The 21952-nt window shown below is 59.6% G+C and carries 18 protein-coding genes, 2 tRNA genes and 1 pseudogene; 6 read left to right on the top strand and 15 right to left on the bottom strand.

Going from position 1 to position 21952, the window contains the following annotated elements; translation table 11 throughout:
- The first annotated feature begins 111 nt into the window (after nucleotides 1-111).
- Nucleotides 112-1086 carry an NADPH:quinone oxidoreductase family protein gene (locus U5O12_RS00805; protein ID WP_322576807.1) on the top strand — a complete coding sequence of 325 codons (975 nt, stop codon included), beginning with the start codon at nucleotides 112-114 and terminating at the stop codon, nucleotides 1084-1086.
- Nucleotides 1087-1105: 19 nt separating this feature from the next.
- Here the strand turns inward: U5O12_RS00805 and U5O12_RS00800 are convergent, their stop codons facing one another.
- The 7 genes from U5O12_RS00800 to uvrC all read right to left on the bottom strand — a co-directional run bounded on the left by U5O12_RS00800 (nucleotide 1106) and on the right by uvrC (nucleotide 6914).
- Nucleotides 1106-1354 (bottom strand): hypothetical protein, encoded by a 249-nt coding sequence (locus U5O12_RS00800; protein WP_322576806.1) that lies wholly within the window; start codon nucleotides 1352-1354, stop codon nucleotides 1106-1108.
- Between the two features lie 182 nt (nucleotides 1355-1536).
- Nucleotides 1537-1612, bottom strand: a tRNA-His gene (locus tag U5O12_RS00795).
- A gap of 32 nt (nucleotides 1613-1644) precedes the next feature.
- A complete protein-coding gene (locus tag U5O12_RS00790; protein WP_322576805.1) occupies nucleotides 1645-3570 on the bottom strand; it encodes a SurA N-terminal domain-containing protein in 1926 nt (641 codons plus the stop codon).
- A 62-nt stretch (nucleotides 3571-3632) separates the two neighbouring features.
- Nucleotides 3633-3708, bottom strand: a tRNA-Val gene (locus U5O12_RS00785).
- Between the two features lie 16 nt (nucleotides 3709-3724).
- Nucleotides 3725-3997, bottom strand: coding sequence for an HU family DNA-binding protein (locus U5O12_RS00780; protein ID WP_066709320.1), 273 nt, complete (start codon nucleotides 3995-3997; stop codon nucleotides 3725-3727).
- Nucleotides 3998-4334: 337 nt separating this feature from the next.
- Complete coding sequence (pgsA, locus tag U5O12_RS00775; RefSeq protein WP_322576804.1) at nucleotides 4335-4910, bottom strand: CDP-diacylglycerol--glycerol-3-phosphate 3-phosphatidyltransferase; 576 nt, start codon at nucleotides 4908-4910, stop codon at nucleotides 4335-4337.
- Between the two features lie 18 nt (nucleotides 4911-4928).
- Nucleotides 4929-6914, bottom strand: coding sequence for an excinuclease ABC subunit UvrC (gene uvrC, locus U5O12_RS00770; protein WP_322576803.1), 1986 nt, complete (start codon nucleotides 6912-6914; stop codon nucleotides 4929-4931).
- Nucleotides 6915-6971: 57 nt separating this feature from the next.
- On the opposite strand from uvrC, the gene earP reads away from it, so the two are divergent.
- The 3 genes from earP to U5O12_RS00755 all read left to right on the top strand — a co-directional run bounded on the left by earP (nucleotide 6972) and on the right by U5O12_RS00755 (nucleotide 9745).
- Entirely contained in the window at nucleotides 6972-8111 is a 1140-nt protein-coding gene (gene earP / locus U5O12_RS00765; RefSeq protein WP_322576802.1) for an elongation factor P maturation arginine rhamnosyltransferase EarP, read from the top strand.
- A 106-nt stretch (nucleotides 8112-8217) separates the two neighbouring features.
- Nucleotides 8218-8772 (top strand): elongation factor P, encoded by a 555-nt coding sequence (gene efp, locus U5O12_RS00760; protein ID WP_322576801.1) that lies wholly within the window; start codon nucleotides 8218-8220, stop codon nucleotides 8770-8772.
- 103 nt (nucleotides 8773-8875) lie between these two features.
- Nucleotides 8876-9745, top strand: a complete 870-nt coding sequence (locus U5O12_RS00755) for a TIGR00730 family Rossman fold protein (RefSeq protein ID WP_322576800.1) — start codon at nucleotides 8876-8878, stop codon at nucleotides 9743-9745.
- Between the two features lie 11 nt (nucleotides 9746-9756).
- Here U5O12_RS00755 and U5O12_RS00750 read toward each other — a convergent pair whose 3' ends face one another.
- The 7 genes and pseudogenes from U5O12_RS00750 to U5O12_RS00720 form a co-directional block, all read right to left on the bottom strand.
- A complete protein-coding gene (locus U5O12_RS00750) occupies nucleotides 9757-10992 on the bottom strand; it encodes an MFS transporter (protein ID WP_322576799.1) in 1236 nt (411 codons plus the stop codon).
- Nucleotides 10989-12375: pseudogene (gene rmuC, locus U5O12_RS00745) on the bottom strand (DNA recombination protein RmuC). The gene U5O12_RS00750 and the pseudogene rmuC overlap by 4 nt, the downstream one beginning before the upstream one ends.
- 81 nt (nucleotides 12376-12456) lie before the next feature.
- Entirely contained in the window at nucleotides 12457-15369 is a 2913-nt protein-coding gene (locus U5O12_RS00740) for a hybrid sensor histidine kinase/response regulator (RefSeq protein ID WP_322576798.1), read from the bottom strand.
- Nucleotides 15366-16361, bottom strand: coding sequence for a D-glycerate dehydrogenase (locus U5O12_RS00735; protein ID WP_322576797.1), 996 nt, complete (start codon nucleotides 16359-16361; stop codon nucleotides 15366-15368). Before U5O12_RS00735 ends, U5O12_RS00740 begins: the two co-directional genes overlap by 4 nt.
- 43 nt (nucleotides 16362-16404) lie before the next feature.
- The gene (gene pncB / locus U5O12_RS00730; RefSeq protein WP_322576796.1) at nucleotides 16405-17613 is read right to left on the bottom strand and encodes a nicotinate phosphoribosyltransferase; all 1209 of its coding nucleotides are present in this window, start codon (nucleotides 17611-17613) and stop codon (nucleotides 16405-16407) included.
- Nucleotides 17614-17718: 105 nt separating this feature from the next.
- A complete protein-coding gene (locus U5O12_RS00725) occupies nucleotides 17719-18414 on the bottom strand; it encodes a nitroreductase (RefSeq protein WP_322576795.1) in 696 nt (231 codons plus the stop codon).
- On the bottom strand, nucleotides 18411-18851 hold the full coding sequence (locus U5O12_RS00720; protein WP_322576794.1) for a thioesterase family protein: 441 nt from the start codon (nucleotides 18849-18851) through the stop codon (nucleotides 18411-18413). The genes U5O12_RS00725 and U5O12_RS00720 overlap by 4 nt, the downstream gene beginning before the upstream one ends.
- A gap of 229 nt (nucleotides 18852-19080) precedes the next feature.
- Between U5O12_RS00720 and U5O12_RS00715 the strand changes: the two genes are divergently transcribed.
- Nucleotides 19081-19623 (top strand): phasin family protein, encoded by a 543-nt coding sequence (locus U5O12_RS00715; RefSeq protein ID WP_322576793.1) that lies wholly within the window; start codon nucleotides 19081-19083, stop codon nucleotides 19621-19623.
- A 208-nt stretch (nucleotides 19624-19831) separates the two neighbouring features.
- Here U5O12_RS00715 and U5O12_RS00710 read toward each other — a convergent pair whose 3' ends face one another.
- On the bottom strand, nucleotides 19832-20770 hold the full coding sequence (locus tag U5O12_RS00710; protein WP_322576792.1) for a patatin-like phospholipase family protein: 939 nt from the start codon (nucleotides 20768-20770) through the stop codon (nucleotides 19832-19834).
- A gap of 75 nt (nucleotides 20771-20845) precedes the next feature.
- Between U5O12_RS00710 and U5O12_RS00705 the strand changes: the two genes are divergently transcribed.
- On the top strand, nucleotides 20846-21889 hold the full coding sequence (locus U5O12_RS00705) for an extracellular solute-binding protein (protein WP_322576791.1): 1044 nt from the start codon (nucleotides 20846-20848) through the stop codon (nucleotides 21887-21889).
- The last annotated feature ends 63 nt before the right edge of the window (nucleotides 21890-21952 follow it).

Here is a 21952-nt window from a genome sequence, read left to right as displayed (position 1 = left end):
GAGTGCAGAGTGTGCTGGCATTGTAGGTGGGGGGTGTGAAACCTGGTCGCCCGAGAGACATTTTCAAGGGTCGCACCGACCTATGATTTGCCAACTTTTTGGAGATACCCCATGCACGCCTGGTTATGCGAAAACCCTACTGGAATCGACGCCCTGACCTGGCAAGAACTGCCCACTCCGCAGCCCAAGGCCGGGGAGGTACTGCTGGAAATCAAGGCAGCCAGCCTGAACTTTCCTGACATTCTCATCGTACAAAACAAGTACCAGATGAAGCCTCCCCTGCCCTTTGTGCCGGGCTCTGAATATGCCGGAGTCATCCAAGCGGTGGGCGAAGGGGTTACCCACCTCAAGGTGGGGCAAAGTGTCGCCTGCCTGAGCGGTACCGGCGGCTTTGGCACCCACACCGTCGCGCCCGCAGCGCTTTGCATGCCACTGCCACCAGGTTTCCCGATGGTGGACGCTGCAGCCTTCATCATGATCTACGCCACGTCGTACCACGCGCTATTGGATCGCGCACAACTAAAGGCCGGTGAGACGGTGCTGGTGCTGGGCGCCGCGGGTGGTGTAGGCACCTCGGCCATCCAAATTGCCAAAGCCGTGGGAGCCAAGGTGATTGCCGCGGCCTCAACGCAAGAAAAATGCGAGCTCTGCAAATCCATTGGTGCAGACGCCACGATCAACTACAGCACAGAAAATTTGCGCGACAGCATCAAGGCGCTGACCGACGGCAAGGGCCCCGATGTGATTTACGACCCCGTGGGTGGCGATTTTTCCGAGCCTGCTTTTCGCTCCATCGCCTGGCGCGGCCGATACCTCGTGGTGGGCTTTGCGTCCGGCCCCATCCCCGCCCTGCCCCTCAACTTGGCGCTGCTCAAAGGCGCCAGCATCGTTGGCGTGTTCTGGGGCGACTTTGCCAAGAAAGAACCCAAGGCCAATGCCGCCATGATGGGTGAACTGGCCCAGTGGTACGGACAGGGAAAAATCAAACCGGTGATCGATCGCACCATGCCCATGGCAGAACTCAAAGCTGCTTATGCCCACATGGGCTCACGGGGTGTGATGGGCAAACTGGTGATGGTGAACTAGACCAATCTTTCGAAGCGCCTTAAAGATGCCAGAGGTTCGCATCTTTGGGGGCCAGCTGCGGGTAAATCGCGTCGTGGTCATTCGACAGCCCGTGAATAGCCATTAATACCTCTGCAGGAAAACCTGCCCGCGGCCTGTCGCCCACGTCATGCTGCAAATCATGCACCAGTGCTACAAACTCCGGGTACCCCCAGAACAGCTTGATCTTCTTTCCAATATTCGGAAAGGCTGCATCAATCGTCTTGAAAAAGACGCTGTCTTCAAACATGTGCTTTCTCCGTCCAACGACCGCCCAGGCACTGCTCCAGCGTTCAAACGCCGCGCGCGCTTGGGTCGAATTTGTCTGACAGGCATCGACACAGAAAGTTTCTTCAGGCCCCTGCGAAAAAGGATGGGCAACGGACGTAAAAAAACCCTGCTTTCTTTCGAAAGCAGGGTTTTCAATTACCTTGGGGTGGCTGATGGGGCTCGAACCCACGACAACAGGAATCACAATCCTGGACTCTACCAACTGAGCTACAGCCACCGCAGAGCCGAGATTATAACCCGATAAAACCCTTACTGAGCCTCAGACGGGGCAGAACTTGTAGGTGCAGGGACTTTGATTTGCACTTTGAAGCGCTCTTTGAGGGCCGCGTAGTAGGCGAGGCTCTCTGCATTGGCGGTCCATTGCGCATACTGGTTACGCTCTTGCTTGGCGACATCGTCAGCCACCGGGTTGCGTGGCAATACTTTGTTGACTTTCACAATGGCGTACCCTTGGCGCCCCAGATCCACGCCCACGGTAACGGGGAGCTTGGCGGGGTCTGCACGCAAGGCAGCATCCAGCAAAAGGCCCTGCACGGGCTGGTTGGGTTCGCGCGATACGGTCACTGCAGCAGGGAAGCTGGCAGAGGCGGGTGTTGCCTTCCATGCTTCGAGTTTGGCAGTGCCTTCTTTTTTGGCCAACTCTTGGGCACGGCTAGCCATCAACTGTTCGCGCACTTGGGGCCGCACCACCGCCAAAGGCAATGCAGCTGCAGGACTGTAAGACACAAGACGTGCTGCACTCAGCTGATTGGGGCCCGTTTCCACAGCCTCGGTATTGCGTTTCTTTTCGAGTGAATCCGCACTAAAAATGGCGGCCAGCAATTTCTCGTTGGTCAGCACGCCTTTGGTGTCACCTGCGGGCAGGCGCTGCACGTTAGTAGCTTGTTTAACTTCCAGTTTAAGACGTTCGGCCACCGGCTTCAGGCTGTCCGACTGCTCGTAAACCGCGTTGGTGAAGGTTTCTGCCACTTCGGCAAATTTGCGCTGGGCCTGTTGCAGCCGCAACTCAGCTTCCAGCCCTGCACGCACCTCTTCAAACACCGGTTGTTTGGGAACTTTAAGGTCTGTCAGCTTGATGATGTGAAAACCGAAATCAGATTCGACTATATCGCTGATATCGCCCTTGTTCATGGCAAAGGCTGCATCCTCAAACGGTTTGACCATCGCACCGCGCGCAAAGAAATCCAGGTCACCGCCGTTAGGCGCAGAACCCGCGTCCTGTGAGTTCTTCTTGGCCAGATCCGCAAAACTGTTGGGGGCCTTGCGTGCCTGCTCCAACAGTGCCTGGGCTTTGGCCTTGGCCTTGCCGCGTTCAGCAGCAGGCATGTCTTTGGGTGCATTGATCAGGATGTGGCTTGCACGGCGCTCCTCCTTGGCACTCAGACGACCGGCATTTTGTTCGAAATAAGACCTGAGATCAGCCTCATTCACCACCACCGATTTCTTGATGGCTTCCAGGTCCAGCACCACATACTCGACCGTTGCAGATTCGGGAGACTGGTATTGCGACAGGTTGGCTTGGTAGTGGGCCTCTACGTCCGCGTCCGACAGGGTAACCTTGCTCGTGAAATCAGCGGGGCTGAACCTTGTGATCTGCACCTCACGACGCTCAAAAAAAGCATTCAGCGCAAGGTCGGCCAGCACGTTGGACGCAAAAGCGGTGGATGTCACACCCGACTCCACTTGCATCAACGACAAATCACTGCGTACACGTGCCTCAAAACCTTCAGGTGTCAGCCCCTGGCTAGCCGCCAGCTGGCGGTACCGGTCCATATCAAGCGAGCCGTCGGGCTTGCGCAAAGCTGCAATCGTTGGATTCTGTTGCAACTCACGGGCCAGGCGTGCATCTGATGTGGTGAGGTGTGCGTCGTTTACGGCAGCAGCCATCACACGTTCGCGCACCAATCGCTCCAGCGTCGCGTAACGTGCCTCAGGAGAGTCGAGCAACTTGGCATCCAGGTTGGGGATGGAGGCACGCAGGCGGTCCACCTCGTTCTTGTGGGCAAAGTCCCATTCTTCCTGGGTAATGCTCGCGTTGCCCACTTGGGCCACGGTGGCTCCCGTGGAGACAACACCTTTGTAACCGTCAATCCCCACCAACACAAAAGCGGCAATGATCAGCAAGAACAATGGCGCCGCGATGAACTTGGTGTTCCGGCGGACAAATTCAAACATGCACTAACTCTCCATGTAAACAACAAAAAAGGCGAACACACTGTTCGCCTTTGCTGGGTGGGTGGTGGGTGATGACGGGCTCGAACCGCCGACATTCTGCGTGTAAGGCAGACGCTCTACCAACTGAGCTAATCACCCAAACCGAAACCGAATTTTAGTTCAGGGCATCTTTCAATGCTTTGCCTGGACGGAACTTTGGAACTTTGGCAGCCTTGATTTTAATCGCAGCGCCGGTGCGTGGATTGCGGCCCGTGCGAGCAGCACGCTTGCCCACTGCAAAAGTACCAAAACCGACCAAGGAAACCGTGCCGCCTTTTTTCAGGGTGGTCTTCACTGCGCCGATGGTGGATTCCAAAGCGCGTGTTGCTGCAGCCTTGGAGATGTCAGCGTGTTTTGCAATGTGCTCAATCAGTTCTGTTTTATTCACAAAGACCCCTTGTACGGAAGCAAATTAATGGATTGTCTCTTCAAATTTGTTTGTACCGCCTTGGGCCTGAGCTGCTGTGCAACAACACACAACCCAGACACAAAACGATTCGGCGGTAGCAGTCAAAACCGCTGCATTGCATTAGAGCCACGGCCCCATGCCATGTCAATATGCCCTGCAACATTGCGACGGCGCGGAGGCGAATTCTAGACGCAAATCTTTCCAAAACTTGGCGGAAGACAGAAGTTTTTTAAACCGGCTTGTACTTGCGCAAATGCAACAAAGTGTAGGCGCCATGCGGGGTGCACCGCTTCGGGGCACTTGCCCCGAAGGTTCGTTATTTGGTGCGCGCACGAATTTCTGGCAAGGCCTTTTGCAGGTAATACACCATGGACCACACTGTGAGAACCGCCGCGGCCCAGATCAACCATACGCCCCAGAGATGGGTGTCGATGATTCCGAACAACACGCCGTCAAACAACAGGAAGGGTATGGCGACCATTTGCACCACGGTCTTGACCTTGCCAATCATGTGCACCGCCACGCTACGCGATGCACCAATCTGCGCCATCCACTCGCGCAGAGCCGAGATGGCGATCTCGCGACCAATGATGATGAGGGCCACGAACACATCGGCACGCTGCAGATGCACCAGCACCAACACGCAGGCGCAGACCAAAAATTTGTCCGCGACCGGATCCAGAAAGGCGCCGAACGACGAAGTCTGGTTCAGCTTGCGGGCCAAGTAACCATCCAGCCAATCCGTGGCCGCGAACACCACAAACATGATGGTCGCCACCAAGTTGCGCTCATAGGCAGACGCCATGGAATCGGGCAAATAGAAGACGCCCACGATGAGGGGAATCGCGAAGATTCGCGTCCAAGTCATGAGGGTGGGGATGGTCATAAACATGGCGGGATTGTGGCACGCCTAATGCAAGGCCCGGTAGATTTCATCAGCCAGCTCGCGCGATATGCCATCCACGGTAGCAATGTCCTGCGCACTGGCCAATGCTACGCCGCGCACGCCGCCGAAACGCTGCAGCAATTTGGCGCGGCGCTTGGGACCGATGCCCGGAATTTCCTCGAGCTTGCCGCCGCCCGTACGCACCTTGGCGCGTGCGGCGCGCATGCCGGTAATGGCAAAGCGGTGTGCTTCGTCGCGAATCTGTGCCACCAGCATCAGCGCTGCAGAGTCTGCACCCAGGTAGACCTTCTCGCGGCCATCCGCAAACACCAGCTCCTCCAGGCCCACCTTGCGGCCTTCGCCCTTCTCCACCCCAACGATCAGGGACAGGTCCAGCCCCAGGCTTTCAAACACTTCACGCGCCATGGCCACCTGGCCCTTGCCACCATCCACCAGCACCAAATCGGGCAGGCGTGCCGTACCACTGGGCGTGGTGCCCAGCTGCTTGGCTTCGCGCAGCGCCTCAGCCAGCTTGCTGTAGCGGCGCGTCAGCACCTGGCGCATGGCGGCATAGTCGTCCCCGCCGGTGATGCCGTCGATATTGAAGCGGCGGTATTCGCTGTTCTGCATCTTGTGGTGCTGAAACACCACACACGAGGCCTGCGTGGCCTCGCCCGCGGTGTGCGAGATGTCAAAACACTCGATGCGCAAGGCGTCCAGGTCGTCCAGCGCCAGATCCAATGCATCGGCCAGTGCGCGCGTGCGCGCCTGCTGCGAACCTTCTTCCGCCAGCAGACGTGCCAGCTGCAGCCCGGCATTGGTCTGCGCCATATCCAGCCAGGCACGCCGTTGCTCGCGAGGCTGGTGCACGGCTGTGACCTTGACGCCGGTTTGCTCGGACAAAGCCTGCAGCAGCCCCTTGCTCACCGGCTCACTGACCACCAGGGCTCCAGGCATGGGCACGTCTATATAGTGCTGCGACAGGAAGGCCTCCAGCACCTGGGCCTCCACCGACTTCTTCGCCTCGCTGTCATCGGCCTCACCCATCACCGTGGCGTCTTCCACGTGCACCGGAAAGTACGGCCGGTCGCCCAGATGGCGGCCACCGCGCACCATGGCCAAGTTCACGCAAGCCTTGCCACCCTGCACCTTCACAGCCAGGATGTCCACATCGCGGTCCGACACGTTGTCCACCGACTGCTGGTGCAGCACATTGGACAGTGCCGCCACCTGGTTGCGCAGCTCGGCGGCCTGCTCGAACTCCAGCTTCTCGGCATGCGCCATCATGCGCGCCTCCAGGCCGCGCATCACGTCCTGGGCTTCGCCACGCAAAAAGCGCTCGGCATTGGCCACATCCTGCGCGTAATCCAGCGGGCTGATGTGGCCCACGCAGGGCGCGGAGCAGCGCTTGATCTGGTACAGCAAACAAGGCCGCGTGCGGTTGCTGAAAACAGGGTCTTCGCAGGTGCGCAGGCGAAACACCTTTTGCATCAGCAAAATCGCTTCTTTCACCGCCCAGGCACTGGGATACGGGCCGAAATAGCGATGCTTCTTTTCCACGCCGCCCCGGTAGTAGGACACGCGGGCGAACTCCACCGGCTGCGGCGCGCGCGGCTTGGCATCAGGCTCAGCAGGCGCCAGATTTTTCGGCACCGGTGGCGTGCCGGTCATCTTGAGATAGGGGTAGCTCTTGTCGTCCCGAAACAGGATGTTGTACTTCGGGTTCAGCGTCTTGATGAGGTTGTTTTCCAGCAGCAGCGCCTCGGCCTCGGAGCGCACCACCGTGGTCTCCATGCGCACAATCTTGCTCACCATGTGGCCGATGCGCGTGCCCCCGTGGTCTTTCTGGAAATAGCTGCTAACCCGCTTCTTCAGGCTGATGGCTTTGCCTACGTACAACAGCTGATTGTCCGCATCAAAGTAGCGGTACACGCCGGGCAGCGGCGGCAAGGCTGCCACTTCGCGCAGCAGCGCGTCGGAGTGGGTTTCTGCGGATGGTTCGTCTGACATGGGACGCTATTGTGCTTGCTACTTTCGCGCGTCGGCATGCCATGGACAATAGGCCGCATGCAATGGGATATTTTCTGCAAAGTCATCGATAACTTTGGCGACATCGGCGTGTGCTGGCGCCTGTGCGCCGATCTGGCCCACCGTGGCCACAGGGTGCGCCTGTGGGTGGATGACGCCAGCGCCCTGGTCTGGATGGCGCCCGGCGCAGTAGAAGGCCACTGGCCCGGTGTGCAGGTGTGCGACTGGTCGGAAGCACACAATCCCGCAGTGCTGCGGACGTTGCCTCCCGCCGATGTGTGGATCGAGGGCTTTGGTTGCGAGATTGCTCCTGAATTCATAGCTGCTCGCGCAATGAATACGGCGTCCAGAGGCCAATATGATTCAAAACCACCCGTATGGATCAACCTGGAGTACCTCTCGGCCGAGGCCTATGTGGAGCGCTGCCATGCCCTGCCCTCGCCCGTGATGCAGGGCCCGGCCCAAGGCTGGACCAAACATTTCTACTACCCCGGCTTCACAGCGCGCACCGGTGGCCTGCTGCGTGAGCCGGACTATTTGGCGCAACAGGCGGCATTTGATGCTGCGGCACGTCAGGCCTGGCTGGCGCAACACGGCATTGCCTGGGAAGGCCAGCGCCTAGTCTCGCTGTTTTGCTATGAGCCACCCGCACTGACAGACCTGCTGCAGGGCTTGATCCAAGGAACCGCGCCCACCATGGTGTTGGTCACACCGGGTCGGGCCCAGCGTGCGGTAGGGACTGCTTTGACTCGGATGGGTCTGGCCTCCACGGGCGCTGGTGCACTGGCGTTGCATTGGCTGCAACCGATGCCCCAGAGCGAATTTGACGAACTGTTGTGGGTGTGTGACCTGAACTTGGTGCGCGGCGAAGACTCTTTGGTTCGCGCCATCTGGGCTGGCAAACCCTGGCTTTGGCACATCTACCCGCAAGACGATGGGGCACACGCCGACAAGCTGAATGCGTTGCTGGACCAGATGCGGGCTCCCGCCACGTTGCGCACGGCGCAGCTGATTTGGAACGGCCTGGCTGAGGCTTCAGGACTAGAGCAGTCCCCTATCGATTGGGGCGCTTTGCCGCTGGCGGATTGGTCACTGGCCACCCATGACTGGCGTCAAGGACTGCTGCAAATGGAAGATTTGGGCAGCCAGCTCATTCGCTTCGTACAGAAAAAACGATAAAATCCGAGGCTTTGCTGAATTTGCCGCCTGAGTTTTGGGGCAAGTCATGCCCCGCCGCAGACAGCGGCCTACAGTCGCTCCCAGCGACATTCGTTCTCGCAACCCTATGAAAATCGCTCAAGAAATCCGCGCCGGCAATGTGATCATGCACGGCAAAGACCCTATGGTCGTCCTGAAAACCGAATACAGCCGCGGCGGCCGCAACTCTGCCACCGTGCGCATGAAGCTGAAAAGCCTGATCGCCAACTTCGGTACCGAAGTCGTGTTCAAGGCCGACGACAAAATGGACCAGATCATTCTGGACAAGAAGGACTGCACCTACTCCTACTTCGCAGACCCCCTGTATGTCTGGATGGACGCCGACTACAACCAGTACGAAGTCGAATCCGAAAACATGGGCGACTCGCTGAACTACCTGGAAGACGGCATGACCGCCGAAGTGGTGTTCTACGAAGGCAAGGCCATCTCGGTGGAACTGCCCACCAGCGTCGAGCGTGAAATCACCTGGACTGAGCCCGCTGTGAAGGGTGATACCTCCGGCAAGGTGCTCAAGCCCGCCAAGATCGCCACCGGTTTCGAAATCGGCGTGCCAATCTTTGTGGCCCAAGGCGACAAGGTCGAAATCGACACCCGCACCGGCGAATACCGCAAGCGCGTCTAAACCGCCACCCTGCCGCAAGCGCGCACCAAGTGCGCTGTGTGCTCAGCAAAAAGGCTCCCTCGGGAGCCTTTTTGCTGTCTTGTATTTGCCGCACAATGGATGCATGGAAAACACGCAAAACCTCAACGAAGCGCGCCTGGCCAATGCCTGGGCCGACCTGCAAGCCCACGCCGACCTCGGCAACATGTTGGAAGCCGACGCCTACCGCCTGGCTTTTGCAGACCCCGAGTTTCTGCTGCGCCGTGAGACCCGCGGCATGCGCATCCAGTTAGAGATGCTCAAGCCCGACCTGGACCAGGCCGCGCAGGGGGTCGAAAACACAGTGGTGGTCTTTGGCAGCGCCCGCTTTCCGTCCCCCGAAGATGCCAATGCCGCACTCAAGGCCGCCAAGGCCAGTGGTGATGCCAAGCAATTGGCACTGGCCGAGCGCCATGTGCGCAACGCAAAACACTACGACAACGCCCGCCTGTTTGCCCGCCTGGTGGCCGGCTACAGCGCGCGCAAACCACTCAAAGAGCGTCTGTTCATCTGCACCGGCGGCGGCCCCGGCATCATGGAGGCAGCCAACCGCGGCGCGTTTGAAATGGGTGCCCCCACACCCGGCTTGAACATCGCCCTGCCCCACGAACAACAGGCCAACCCCTATGTCACGCCCTCGCTGAGCTTCAAGTTCCACTACTTCGCCACGCGCAAGATGCATTTCATGATGCGCGCCAAAGCGCTGGTGGCTTTTCCCGGCGGCTTTGGAACGCTGGACGAGCTGTTTGAAGTCATCACCCTGGTGCAAACCCGCAAGGCCAAGCCGGTGCCCATCGTGCTGTTTGGTACGGACTACTGGAAGCGCCTGATCAATATGGACGTGTTGGTGGAAGAAGGTGCCATATCCCCCGAAGACCTGGACCTGCTGCACTACACCGACGACCCGCAGGAAGCGTGGGACACCATCCGCACCTTCTACAACCTGCCCTTGTAAAGCCGCAGCCGCTAAGGCAGCGCCCTGGGCTGCAAGCCCCAGGCCATGCGAGCCCCCAGGCCCACCATGGCGCCCACGGTCCAAAACACCACCGACACCCCCACCACCACACCAGCAGTGCCAAACAGCATGGGCATGAGCACGCTGGAGAGGTTGATACTCATGAGCCGCAGGGCGATGGCTTGGCCGTGTAAGGCATGGGGCGTGATCTGGTGCAGCGTACTCATCAGCATGGGCTGTACCGTTCCCAGAGCCAGCCCCAACAGTACCGAGCACAAGCCCATGGACCAAGCACCCGGCATGAAGGGGTAAACCGCGAACAGCAGCGCAGTGGCCACCATCGCACCCGTCACCACCGCCCATTCCCGCAAATGGGCGGCCAACAGCGGCATGACCAAACGCACGACAGCGGCCGCAACCGCAAATGCAAATGCACCAAGAATGGTGCCTATGACCGATGCGCTGAACCCTCGCTCATGGCCGAGCACGGGGACCACAAAGGTATGCACATCCCAGCAGCTGGAGAGCAACCAGTTCACCAGCAGCAAACGGCGCATCAACGGCTCGCGCAGCAGTGGCCACACACTGGGTGTCGCTGCGCCGGGGTCGGTGTGCAGGCTGGGCAACTCCACCGCATGACGCACACACAGCCAGGCCAGTGCAGGTGCCAGAGCCGTCAGGGCAAATGCGGCAACAAATCCGTTGTGGTCGGCAGCACGCCCGCCGAGCCAAACACCCGCGTGATCGATCAAAAGCCCCACGCACACCGGCCCCAGAAAGTTGGAAACCGCCGGCCCTATGGACAGCCAGCTGAACACACGCCGCAACTCTTGTGCGTCATGCGCTGCACGCCCTACATGCCGCTGCAGAGCAATGGAGGCGGCACCGGTGGCGGCACCCATAAGCAAGGCGCTGAAACACAGCATCGCAAAATGGGGGAACAGCGCAGCCAGCCCGCCGCCCAGCATGGACGCACCAATACCCAGCGCCACCGGACGCCGTAGACCGTGGCGATCGGCATACCGCCCCGCTGGCAGAGCTAAAAACACTTGGCTCAGTGAAAACAAGGCTAACAAAAAGCCCACCGCCAGCGGACCATACCCGTGTTGCAAAGCCCACAGCGGCGCCGCCATGCGCATGCCCGCCATGCTGGCATGCAGACACACCTGCCCGGCCACCAGCCGCAGCAGCCCTCCAATGCTGCCGTTGGCATGGGCCCCAAGGGTGTCTTCAGCAGAGGCGCTCATACCGAGCCGGTGTCGGCATCCCGGTCAAAGTCCCGGTCGGTGGGAAGCAGGGCCTGGGCCTGCGTATCCGGCAAGGCATCCACTTTTTTGAGCGCACGGCCCATGGCACGGCTGCGCACCTCGGCACTGTCCAGTGTCTTGAGCACCGTCTCGGTCTGCGCCTTGACCTTGGCCAGCACATCGCCAAATTTGCCAAACTCGGTTTTGACAGCCCCCAGCACCTGCCAGACCTCGCTGGAGCGCTTCTCCAACGCCAGGGTTCGAAAGCCCATTTGCAGAGAGCTCAGCATGGCCAAGAGCGTGGTGGGGCCGGCCAAGGTGATGCGGTGGTCGCGCTGCAGGCTTTCCATCAGGCCGGGGCGACGCAATACTTCGGCGTACAGGCCTTCGGTGGGCAAAAACAGAATCGCAAAGTCGGTGGTGTATGGCGGCTCCACATATTTTTCGGCAATCGACTTGGCCTCCAGCCGGATGCGGGTCTCCAGCGCCTTGCCCGCCACCTCGGTAGCCAGCACATCGGCGCGACCCTGGGCATCGAGCAGGCGCTCGTAGTCCTCGTTAGGAAACTTCGCATCGATGGGCAACCACAACGGCGCGCCGTCGTCGGACTTTGCCAGGCAGCTTGATGGCGAAGTCCACCACGTTTTTGCTGCCGGGGCGCGTGGCTACCTGGGTCGCGTACTGGTCCGGCACAAACACCTGCTCCAGCAGGCTGGCCAGCTGGGCCTCACCGAACATGCCACGGGTTTTTACATTGGTGAGCAGGTGCTTGAGGTCGCCCACGCCCTGCGCCAGCGTCTGCATTTCGCCCAGGCCCTTGTGCACCTGCTCCAGCCGCTCCGCCACCTGCTTGAAGCTCTCGCCCAAGCGGGCTTGCAACGTGGTCTGCAACTTCTCGTCCACCGTGGCGCGCATTTCGTCGAGCTTGGCGGCGTTGGTAGCTTGCAGTTGGGCGAGTTGTTTCTCCAGCGTCTCGCGCACCTCATTCATGCGCCTGGCGTTGGATTCACTCAAGCCGGAAAGCTGGTTCGTCAGCGTGTCGGACAGCGTTTTTTGCAGCAGCGCCAGCTGCTGGCCAAAGGCGTCGATCTGGGTGTTCTGCGTGCGGGTGGCCTCGGCGCTCTGCTGCACCAAACTTTGCTGAAAAGTAGCGAGGTTTTGTGCCAGCTCCTGGCGCCCCCCACGGGCAGACTCGGTCACCTCGCGGCGCAACTCGCGCTCCAGCCGGTCGCTGCTGGCCTTGACCAGTGCCAGCAGCTCTTGTCGCTGCGCTTCCTGCAAGGCGCTGGGCGCAGGCGCGGCCGGCCGGCGCAACACCACCACAGCCAATACCAACAGTTGCACCACGGCAAAACCGATGAGCAGACCTTCAAACCATTGCATTGCTGCGCCTAACAATTTTCATACAAAATACACTGTAGAGACCATGGATACTGCGCAAACAGCTCCTAAATCAATAGCAAACTAAGCACCACGCAGCAACGGCTCCACGGCGCTAAAAGCCTGCTGGATGGCCGACACCAGCGCCAATGACTCTTCGGCCCGGCCCTGGCGCGCCAGGGTCTCCAGATCTTGGCATAACGCCCCCAGCTGCATGGCACCCACCGTGTGGGCCGACGACTTGAGCCGATGCCCCACCGCAGCGAGGCCTTTGAGGTCCTGCGCAGCACGCAGCACCTCCAGCTCCCCCATTTGGGCCGCCGTCGTGGTCACAAAGCGGTCCAGCAGGCGGCGGTGCATGGTGGGGTCATCGCCCACCATACGACTCAGTGCCTGGCTGTCCCATTGCGGGGGGGCATGGGGTGCGCTGTTGCGCGGCAACCATTTGGCCAACATGGCTCCCAGCTCACTCAGGCGCAACGGTTTGGTCAGGTAGTCATCCATGCCCCGTTCCAGGCAATGCTGCAGCTCACCATCCAGTGCGTTGGCTGTCACCGCCACAATGGGCATATGGTCTGCCGGACCTTCAGCTTGGCGAATCGCATCGGTCAACGCGAAACCGTCCATGTGGGGCATGTGGCAGTCGGTCAGCATCAGGCCGTAACGGCCGGATCGCCACATGGTTAGTGCTGTGGCACCATCCGCCGCCGACTCCGCGGCGTAGCCGAGGATGCGCAACTGCTCCTGCATCACTTCACGGTTGGTCTCGTTGTCTTCCACCAGCAAAATCAGGCGACCCGCTTCGCGGGCGGCCTCCACGGATGGCGGTGTGGGGCTGGGCTGCAGCGCCACAGCTGGCCGCGGTACGACGGCAGGCAAGGACAGACGCCCACATGCCAGGGCAATGCCACGAAGCAACTCCTGCAGCAGCAATGGCCGGGCGCACACGGTGACCGATCGGCCCGGCAAGCTGCTCTGGTTTTGTCGCACCAAACGCACGACGCCCCGGCCAGGCACGGCCTGTGCCCAGTGGTCCGCCGCATCGTCCCAAGCCGCATCCACATCCAGCAACAACACCGACTGCCCTTGCGCACGGGCCATCCAATGCGCGGCTTGCTCCAGGGTATGCACACTTTGCACCCGTGCACCGGCCATGCGCAAATGGCCGGGCAGGTTTTGCGCGCAATCGGTGTCGTCGGTGACCAGCAGCACTTGGGCGCCTTCGAGGCGTATGCCCGGCACCACATCGCCCCCAACAGTAGCCACCTGCAGAGGCAACAACACGGTGAAGATGGATCCCTGGCCCAAAGTGCTGTGCACCAGGATGCGTCCATGCATCATTTCCACCAGCCGGCGGCTGATGGTGAGGCCAAGGCCCGTGCCGCCAAATTGGCGCGCCGTGCTCACGTCGGCTTGGGTAAAGGCTTCAAACAGGCGCTCCACCAACTCGGGCGCCATGCCAATACCGTTGTCCATCACGCTGAGTTCCAGCATGGGCACCCCTTGCGTCTGCTGCGCGGCGCGCACATACAGGCGCACATTGCCACGCCGCTCGGCCCGGCCCAAGGTGAACTTGAGGGCATTGCCCACCAAGTTGTAAAGCACCTGGCGCAGGCGCGTGGGGTCTACCCAGACCCAGGCGGGCAGATCAGGATCCACCAACACGGAGAGGTCGATATCTTTTCCGGCTGAAATGGTGACCATCAACTGGGCCACCCCCTCCACCAGCTCGCGCAGATGGGTGGGCATGGCTTCCACCTCCAGCTTGTCGGCCTCGATCTTGGAGAAGTCCAAGATGTCATTGAGGATTTGCAGCAGCGCGATGGACGAATCGTGGATGGTGCCGACCATGCGGCGTTGCTCACGGGTCAGTTCCGTCGCGCGTAGCAAGTCCACCATGCCCACCACCCCGTTCATGGGCGTACGGATTTCGTGGCTCATGTTCGCCAGGAATTGCGACTTGGCTTGGCTGGCTGCGAGCGCCGACTGTTCGGCCTGGCGGCGCTGGGTGATGTCAGTGCTGACCGTGATGTACTCGCGCGGCGTGCCATCGGTGTGCATGAAGGCGGCGACCGTGGTGTCAAGCCAGTACAGCGTGCCGTCCTTGGCGCGGTTACACAGTTCGGAGCGCCACACCTTGCCTTGCGCAATGGTGGCCAGCAAATCGGCATAAAAACGGTCGTCGTGCTGGTCCGAATCCATCATGCGGTAGCTCTTGCCCAGAAACTCTTGGGGTGCGTAGCCGCTGATCTCCACAAATCGTTGGTTGCCGTAGCTCAGGTGGCCACCCAGGTCCATGATGGTGACGATAGCGTGCTGGTCAATCACGTAGCGCTGACGCTCCAGCTCCGAGAGGGCCTTGAGCACGCGTGCATTGCTGGCCTCGCGCTCGTCGAGCAACATTTTTTGCGCCGCATTGATGCGCTGGGAAGCATCCAGCAGGTGGCGCTTGATCAGCACCGCCATGCGGTAGGCGACGATGAAGCCCGTGGTCAGAATGGCCCACTGGGCCTGCGGCACTGTAGGCGCAGAGGGCAACAGCTGGCCCGACACCTGGGCCCAAGTAATCCAGGCACTGGCCGCAACCGATAGCAGCAGCATCAACAGACCGGCACGCTCACCCAGGATGATGACGCAGTAAATGAGCGGGATACCGGCCAGTGACGCCTGTGCAATGCTGACAGAACCAAACCGCACCATGCTGGAAAACACACCCACGAAGAGCAGCACCAGCACCACGGCAGAGCTGGAGCGCACCCAGCCCCGGATCAGGAATACTTGCACCAGGGCTGCCAGTCCAACCAGCAGCACCATGTTGAGCATATTGAGCCCATCGGTGAACAGGCCCAGCGCATAGGCCAGCACAATCACCAGACCGCAGACCACAAAAATACTGGCATTGAAGCCGCGGGCTACCGCGCCGATGCCGACCATGCCTTCGGCTGAAATGGTGCCGCCCGTGTCCTTGTCAGACGCAGTCTGCGGCCACCACTTCATGCGCTGCGTGCCACAAGCCGTGGCGTATTGATGGGGGTGCGTGGCCTGCCCTGCAGCAGAAAATCGACCAGGTTGTCGGCGGCCAGCTGGGCCATGGCACGCCGCGTGCGCAGCGTGGCGCTGGCAATATGGGGGGTGAGCACCACGTTGGGTACGGTCAACAGCTCTGGATGGACGTTGGGCTCACCCTCAAACACATCCAAACCCGCCGCAGCAATGCGTTGTTCGCGCAGCGCAACTGCCAATGCAGCGTCATCCACAATGCCGCCGCGGGCAATATTGATCAGCGTGGCCGTGGGCTTCATCTGGGCCAGCTCGGCTGCACCAATCGTATGGTGGGAAGCGGCCGAATACGGCACCACCAGCAGCACGTGGTCGGCGGTTTGCAACAGCGTGGTCTTGTCCACGTAGCGGGCGCCACAGGCGGCCTCGGTGGCTGGGTCAAGACGGCTGCGGTTGTGGTAGATCACCTGCATGCCAAAGCCCAAGGCACCGCGCCGCGCAATGGCCTGGCCAATGCGGCCCATGCCGATGATGCCCAGGGTAGAGCCGTGAATATCGGAGCCACAAAACATGTCATAGCTCCAGCGCTTCCAATGCCCAGCACGCAGGTAATGCTCGCTCTCGGTCACGCGCCGGGCCGTGGCCATCAGCAAGGCAAAGCCAAAGTCGGCAGTGGTCTCCGTCAGCACATCAGGGGCATTGGTGCCTTGCACGCCCGCAACGGTCATGGCGTCCACATCAAAGTTGTTGAAGCCCACGGCCATGTTGGCGCAAATGCGCAGCTGCGGGCACGCGGCCAGAAGCGCGGCGCTGATGCGCTCTCCGCCTGTGCTCAACACCCCAACCTTGCCTTGCAGCTTCTCTATCAGCTGTTCCGGGCTCCAGGCAGTGTCGGATTGGTTGGACTCCACCTCGAAGTGCCGGGACAAATAGTCGAGCACCTCCGGAAAAATAGCACGGGCCACAAGAATGCGGGGTTTGGAGGACATGGATGGGTGCTTCCCTGAAAAAACGTCAGACAGCAGGTGCCTGTCAGGCGGCTGGCGTGATCTCAAACACCTGGCGCAGATAGGCCAGGTACTTTTCGTCATCGCACATATTCTTGGATGGAGTATCCGACAACTTAGCCACCGGTTGGCCGTTACAGCGCACCATCTTGATCACAATTTGCAAGGGCTCGTAACCCAGGTCGTTGGTGAGGTTGGTACCAATGCCAAACGCCAACTGGCAACGGCCGCGGAACTGCTGGTACAGCTCAATGGTCCGCGGAACGGTCAAGCCATCACTGAAGATAAGTGTTTTGGTGCGCGGGTTCACGCGGTTGCGCAGGTAGTGCTCCAGCATGCGTTCGCCCCAGTTGAAGGGGTCTCCACTGTCGTGGCGTGCGCCATCGAACAACTTGCAAAAGTACATGTCGAAGTCGCGCAGAAAGGCGTTCATTCCATAGACGTCGCTTAGCGCAATGCCCAGGTCCCCGCGGTATTCTCGTGCCCAGGATTCAAAGGCAAAAATCTGGCTGTCACGCAGGCGTGGCCCCAGCGCTTGGGATGCCTGCAAATACTCGTGCGCCATAGTGCCCAGCGGCAACAGTCCCATGCGCATGGCCTGCAACACATTGCTGGTACCGGCCAACTGCCCCGGTGCGGCCCCGGTCCGCCCCGGGCTGTGCACGGTGCCCAGCTTGGCGGCCAGCACACGCAACACTTCTTCGTGCCATGCGCGTGAAAACCGGCGCCGCGTTCCATAGTCGGCAATTTTCAAGTCACCCAGTCCGGCCACCCGCAGCTCGGCAATCTTGGTATCCAGACGGCGGCGACCTTCATCCAGGTCCGGTTGGGGCTGGGTATTGCGGAAATACACCTCGTTGACGATGGCCAGCACCGGAATCTCGAACAGGATGGTGTGCAGCCATGGGCCTTCAATGACGATGTCCAGCTCACCCGTTGGCAAGGGCGTGACCGTGATGTATTTTTCATTGAGCTTGAACAAACCCAGAAAATCCACAAAGTCGCTTTTGATGAAGCGCAGCGAACGCAAGTAGGCCAGCTCCTCGTCTTGAAACCGCAGCTCGCACAAACTGCGAATTTCAGCCCGGATGTCCTCGGCATGCGCCGCCAGATTCATGCCGGGATTTCGGCACTTGAAGCGGTATTCCACCTGTGCGCCCGGGAACTGGTGCAACACCACCTGCATCATGGTGAACTTGTACAGGTCGGTATCCAGAAGGCTGGCAATGATCATGGTGTGACAGTCGACGCCGCTATGGCGACATATTTGCTATGCTATTAATAGCTGCTCGCGCAGTTTCTATGGGCCCAAAGGGCCTATTTCTTATAAATCAAAGCCTCAGTCGAGCCAACGGGTGAATTCCGCTACCGGCACACGCGGCGTATGAAAGCTGTTCACCGGCGCCTGCATGTCCGCATAGCCCAGGGACATGCCGCACACCAGCATCTCGCCCTCGCCCGCCCCAATATGCGGCAAGATGATTTTGGCAAAGCCGTTCCAGGCGGCCTGGGGGCAGGTATGCAGGCCACGCCCACGCGCCGCCACCATGATGTTTTGCAGAAACGCACCGTAGTCCACCAGCGAGCCACGGCCCATGACTTTGTCCACGGTAAACATCAGGCCCACCGGTGCATCAAAAAACCTGAAATTGCGCTGGTGTTGGGCGTGCATCTTGTCTTTGTCCGCTTTGCCAATGCCCAGCAAGCCATACAGGCCCCAGCCGTTCTCGCGGCGCCGGTCAATATAGGGACTGACCCACTGGCCTGGGTAGTAGTCGTATTCCTCCTGATACTCAGCCGCCAGCCCGGGGTTGGCACGGATGGCATCGTGGGCCGCACAGACCTTGTTCACCAAAGTGCTGCGGCTGGCTCCTTGCAATACATACACTTTCCAGGGCTGGCAGTTAGTGCCACTGGGTGCCCGGCTGGCCACCTGCAGGATCGCCTCCAAATCGGCACGCGCAACGGGCTGCCCAGTGAAAGCCCGCGCCGACATGCGGGAGGTAATAGCGTCGTCCACCACGGTAGCGTTCATAGAAGAGTCTCCAATACTTTTTTAAGATCCGACGGCAACGCCACCGGTTTACGTGTGATGGGGTCCACGTAGACGTGGATGAAATGCCCCTTGGCTGCGGTGAACTCGCCCTCGCCAAATATGCCGACTTCGTAACGCACGCTGGAAGTCCCCAACTTGGCCACGCGTATGCCCGCCTGGACGGCCTGCGGAAAGGCCAGCGAGGCAAAGTAGTTGCATTGGGTTTCCACGACCAGGCCAATCGTGCCGCCTCCATGAATATCCAGCACCCCCTGCTCGATCAGGTAGGCATTGACCGCGGTGTCGAACCAACTGTAGTAGACGACGTTGTTGACGTGGCCATATACATCGTTGTCAGACCAGCGTGTGGAGATGGGACGAAATGCTTTGTAGGCGCTGCGAGGTTCGGCTTGGGGTTTGGAAGGAACGTTGTCCATGTGAGCATTTTGCCAGCCCGGGATGCACTGCCCGACCACCATGTCAATGGCATGAAACCGCACAGGAATAGGCGATCGCATCTAAATTGCTGCACTGCAACAAAAAGTGCTTGCATTGCAGTGCAGCATCGCTACAATTCACCCCATGCTGCACTGCAACATAAACGAGCCCCAGGGGGCAGGTTACGGAGCAGATAGTGATTTTCACCTTAACTACTGGAGAATGAACATGCTGACCGTTGAACAAGTAATCGCTTCCCACAAGGCCAATATCGAAACCCTGTTTGGTCTGACCAACAAGGCCTTCGAAGGCGTGGAAAAAATCGTTGAACTGAACCTGACCGCCTCCAAGGCTGCCTTGTCTGAAGCCGCTGGCCACACCCAATCCGTCCTGAGCGTGAAAGACGCCCAAGAACTGCTGGCTCTGCAATCCAGCCTGCTGCAACCTTTGGCTGAAAAGACCGCTGCTTACAGCCGTCACCTGTATGACATCGCTTCCGGTGCCAGCGCTGAGCTGACCAAGACCGTGGAAGGCCAAGCCGCTGACGCCCAGAAGAAGTTTGCAGGTCTGGTGGACAGCGCTGCAAAGAACGCTCCTGCCGGCTCCGAAGCCGCAGTGGCCATCCTGAAAAGCTCTGTGGCTGCTGCCAACAACGCGCTGGAATCTGTGCAAAAGGCTGTGAAGCAAGCCACAGAAGTGGCAGAAGCCAACTTCAATGCAGTGGCCGCCACAGCGACCAACGCCACCAAGACTGCTGCCAAAAAGCGCTAATTCAGGAACGGGTCGTAAGTTTTTTAATAAATTTGGGCCTACTCCCTATCTACCAAGGGAAAACCCTGAGATAATTCTTTCATCGGAAACAAAGTTTGTTTCCACCGGTTGTCTCCTCGGGTCCTTTCGAAACCTTCAGGTTCAGGGATCCCTTCAAGGCCTCGTTGCAAAACGGGGCCTTTTTTTTGCCCCTCGCAAACGAGCCTCCCTAACGCATGCGGGCTGCGAGTGCGGCCTTCAGCTCAGGTATTGCACGCAGCATAGCCTGCCGGCCGGCATCAATCGAACGCTTGCGGGCACTGAAATCCGAACTCGCAATACCCTGGAGGGCTGGGCGCACCACCACATCGGCATCGCGCAGCTCAAAGGTATTGATGCTTTTGCCCATGATGGAAAAAGTTTGCAACAGGATTTCCAGCGTTCCGCCCGTGAGGCTGCCCTCCGGTGGACTGGAAATGTCCACCGCAATCACAAAATCCGCCCCCATCTTGCGTGCCGCACCCACGGGCACGGGCGAGACCAAGCCACCATCCACATATTCACGCCCCGAAATCTTGACCGGCTGGAACACCGCCGGGACTGCACTGGAAGCTCGCACGGCGGTACCTGTATCGCCACGCTGAAAGATCACGTCCTTGCCAGTGTTCAGGTCCGTCGCAATGATGCCCAGTGGCAACGGCATGTCTTCGATTCGGCGCGATCCCACTTGGGCGTTCACGTAACGTGCCAGTGCCTCCCCACGCAGCATGCCACGGCTGAAGATGGGCAAGGTCCAGTCTGCAATGGCAGCCTCCTCCATGGTTTCTGCCACACGCTGCAGCTGTGCCCCCGTCTTGCCACTGGCATAAATGGCGGCAACCAAGCTTCCTGCAGAGGTTCCCGTTACCAAATTTGGGCGTATGCCATTTTCTTCCAACACCTGGATGACACCCACATGCGCAAACCCACGTGCAGCCCCGCCCCCCAAGGCCAAACCTATCTTGGGCGGAGGCTTCACCACCAAGACTGGTGCTGCAGGCGCAGACGTAGTGGCGTCAACGACTGGCGCCACTACGACTGGTGAAGAGGCGCAGCCCGCCAAAACCAACAGCGCCCCCGAAACCATGGCCGTCATCCAGCCTCTTTTTACCCACTCTGTGATCAGCATCAATTCACCTTAATTACGAATGATTCGCGTTTGTTTTATGATGTCGTTGGTTTTACAACTGAAAAGCGACACACCATGAAAATTTCTCGCATTACTTTGGCCGCATTGATGGTCGCCGGCGCTAGCGGCGCCATGGCGCAAGAGCAAACACTGAACATTTACTCCGCACGCCACTACCCCACGGACGAGGCCCTGTACACCAATTTCACCAAGGCCACCGGCATCAAACTCAACCGCGTGGACGCCGACGATGCCGGCATTCTGGCGCGCTTGAAGGCAGAGGGCACTGCGTCTCCGGCTGACATTATCTTGCTCGTCGATGCGAGCCGCCTGTGGCGCGGCGAAATCGATGGTCTCTTCCAACCGGTCAAATCCAAATTGCTTGAAGACGCCATTCCAGCGCAGCTGCGCGGCAAGGCAAGCACTGACGGCGGCATCCCTTGGTATGGCTTCTCTACCCGGGCACGTGTGATTGTGTATGACAAGGTAAAGGTCAAGAAGGAAGACGTAGACACCTACGAAGAGCTGGGTGACAGCAAGAACAAAGGAAAGCTGTGCATTCGCTCGGGCTCGCACCCTTACAACCTATCCCTGTTTGGATCTGTCACCGAGCATTTGGGTGACGCGGCCGCGGAGCAGTGGCTCAAAGGTATGGTGGACAACATGGCTCGCGCCCCCAAGGGCGGGGACACTGACCAGATCAAGGCTGTCGCCAGCGGGGAATGTGGCATCGCGGTGACGAACTCCTACTACCTGGCGCGATTGATGCGTTCAGACGCAGCCGCAGACAAGGCTGTCGTGGAGCGTGTTGGCGTGGTGTTTCCCAACCAATCGTCGTGGGGAACCCACATGAACATTGCAGGCGGCGCCGTCGCCAAAAACTCCAAGAATGTAGCGAACGCAGTGAAATTTCTGGAATATTTGGCCAGCCCCTCTGCCCAGGAACATTTCGCCAACGGCAATAACGAATGGCCCACTGCAAAAGGCGTGAAATCCAGCAACCCTGCGCTTCAAGCCATGGGCGGCGGCTCGTTCAAGAGCGAGACGATCCCAATCAGCGTGGTCGGAATGAACCAAGTCAAAGTCCAACAGATGTTGGACCGTGTGGGTTTCAAGTAAGCTCAGGTTTGTGCGTCTTGCCAAATGGCGAGGCGCACACCTGAACACGCTTGATAGAGAGGG

It is taken from the genome of Rhodoferax sp., assembly GCF_034519335.1.
Lineage (GTDB): Bacteria > Pseudomonadota > Gammaproteobacteria > Burkholderiales > Burkholderiaceae_C > Allorhodoferax.
This window is presented reverse-complemented; position numbering and strand designations above follow the sequence as displayed.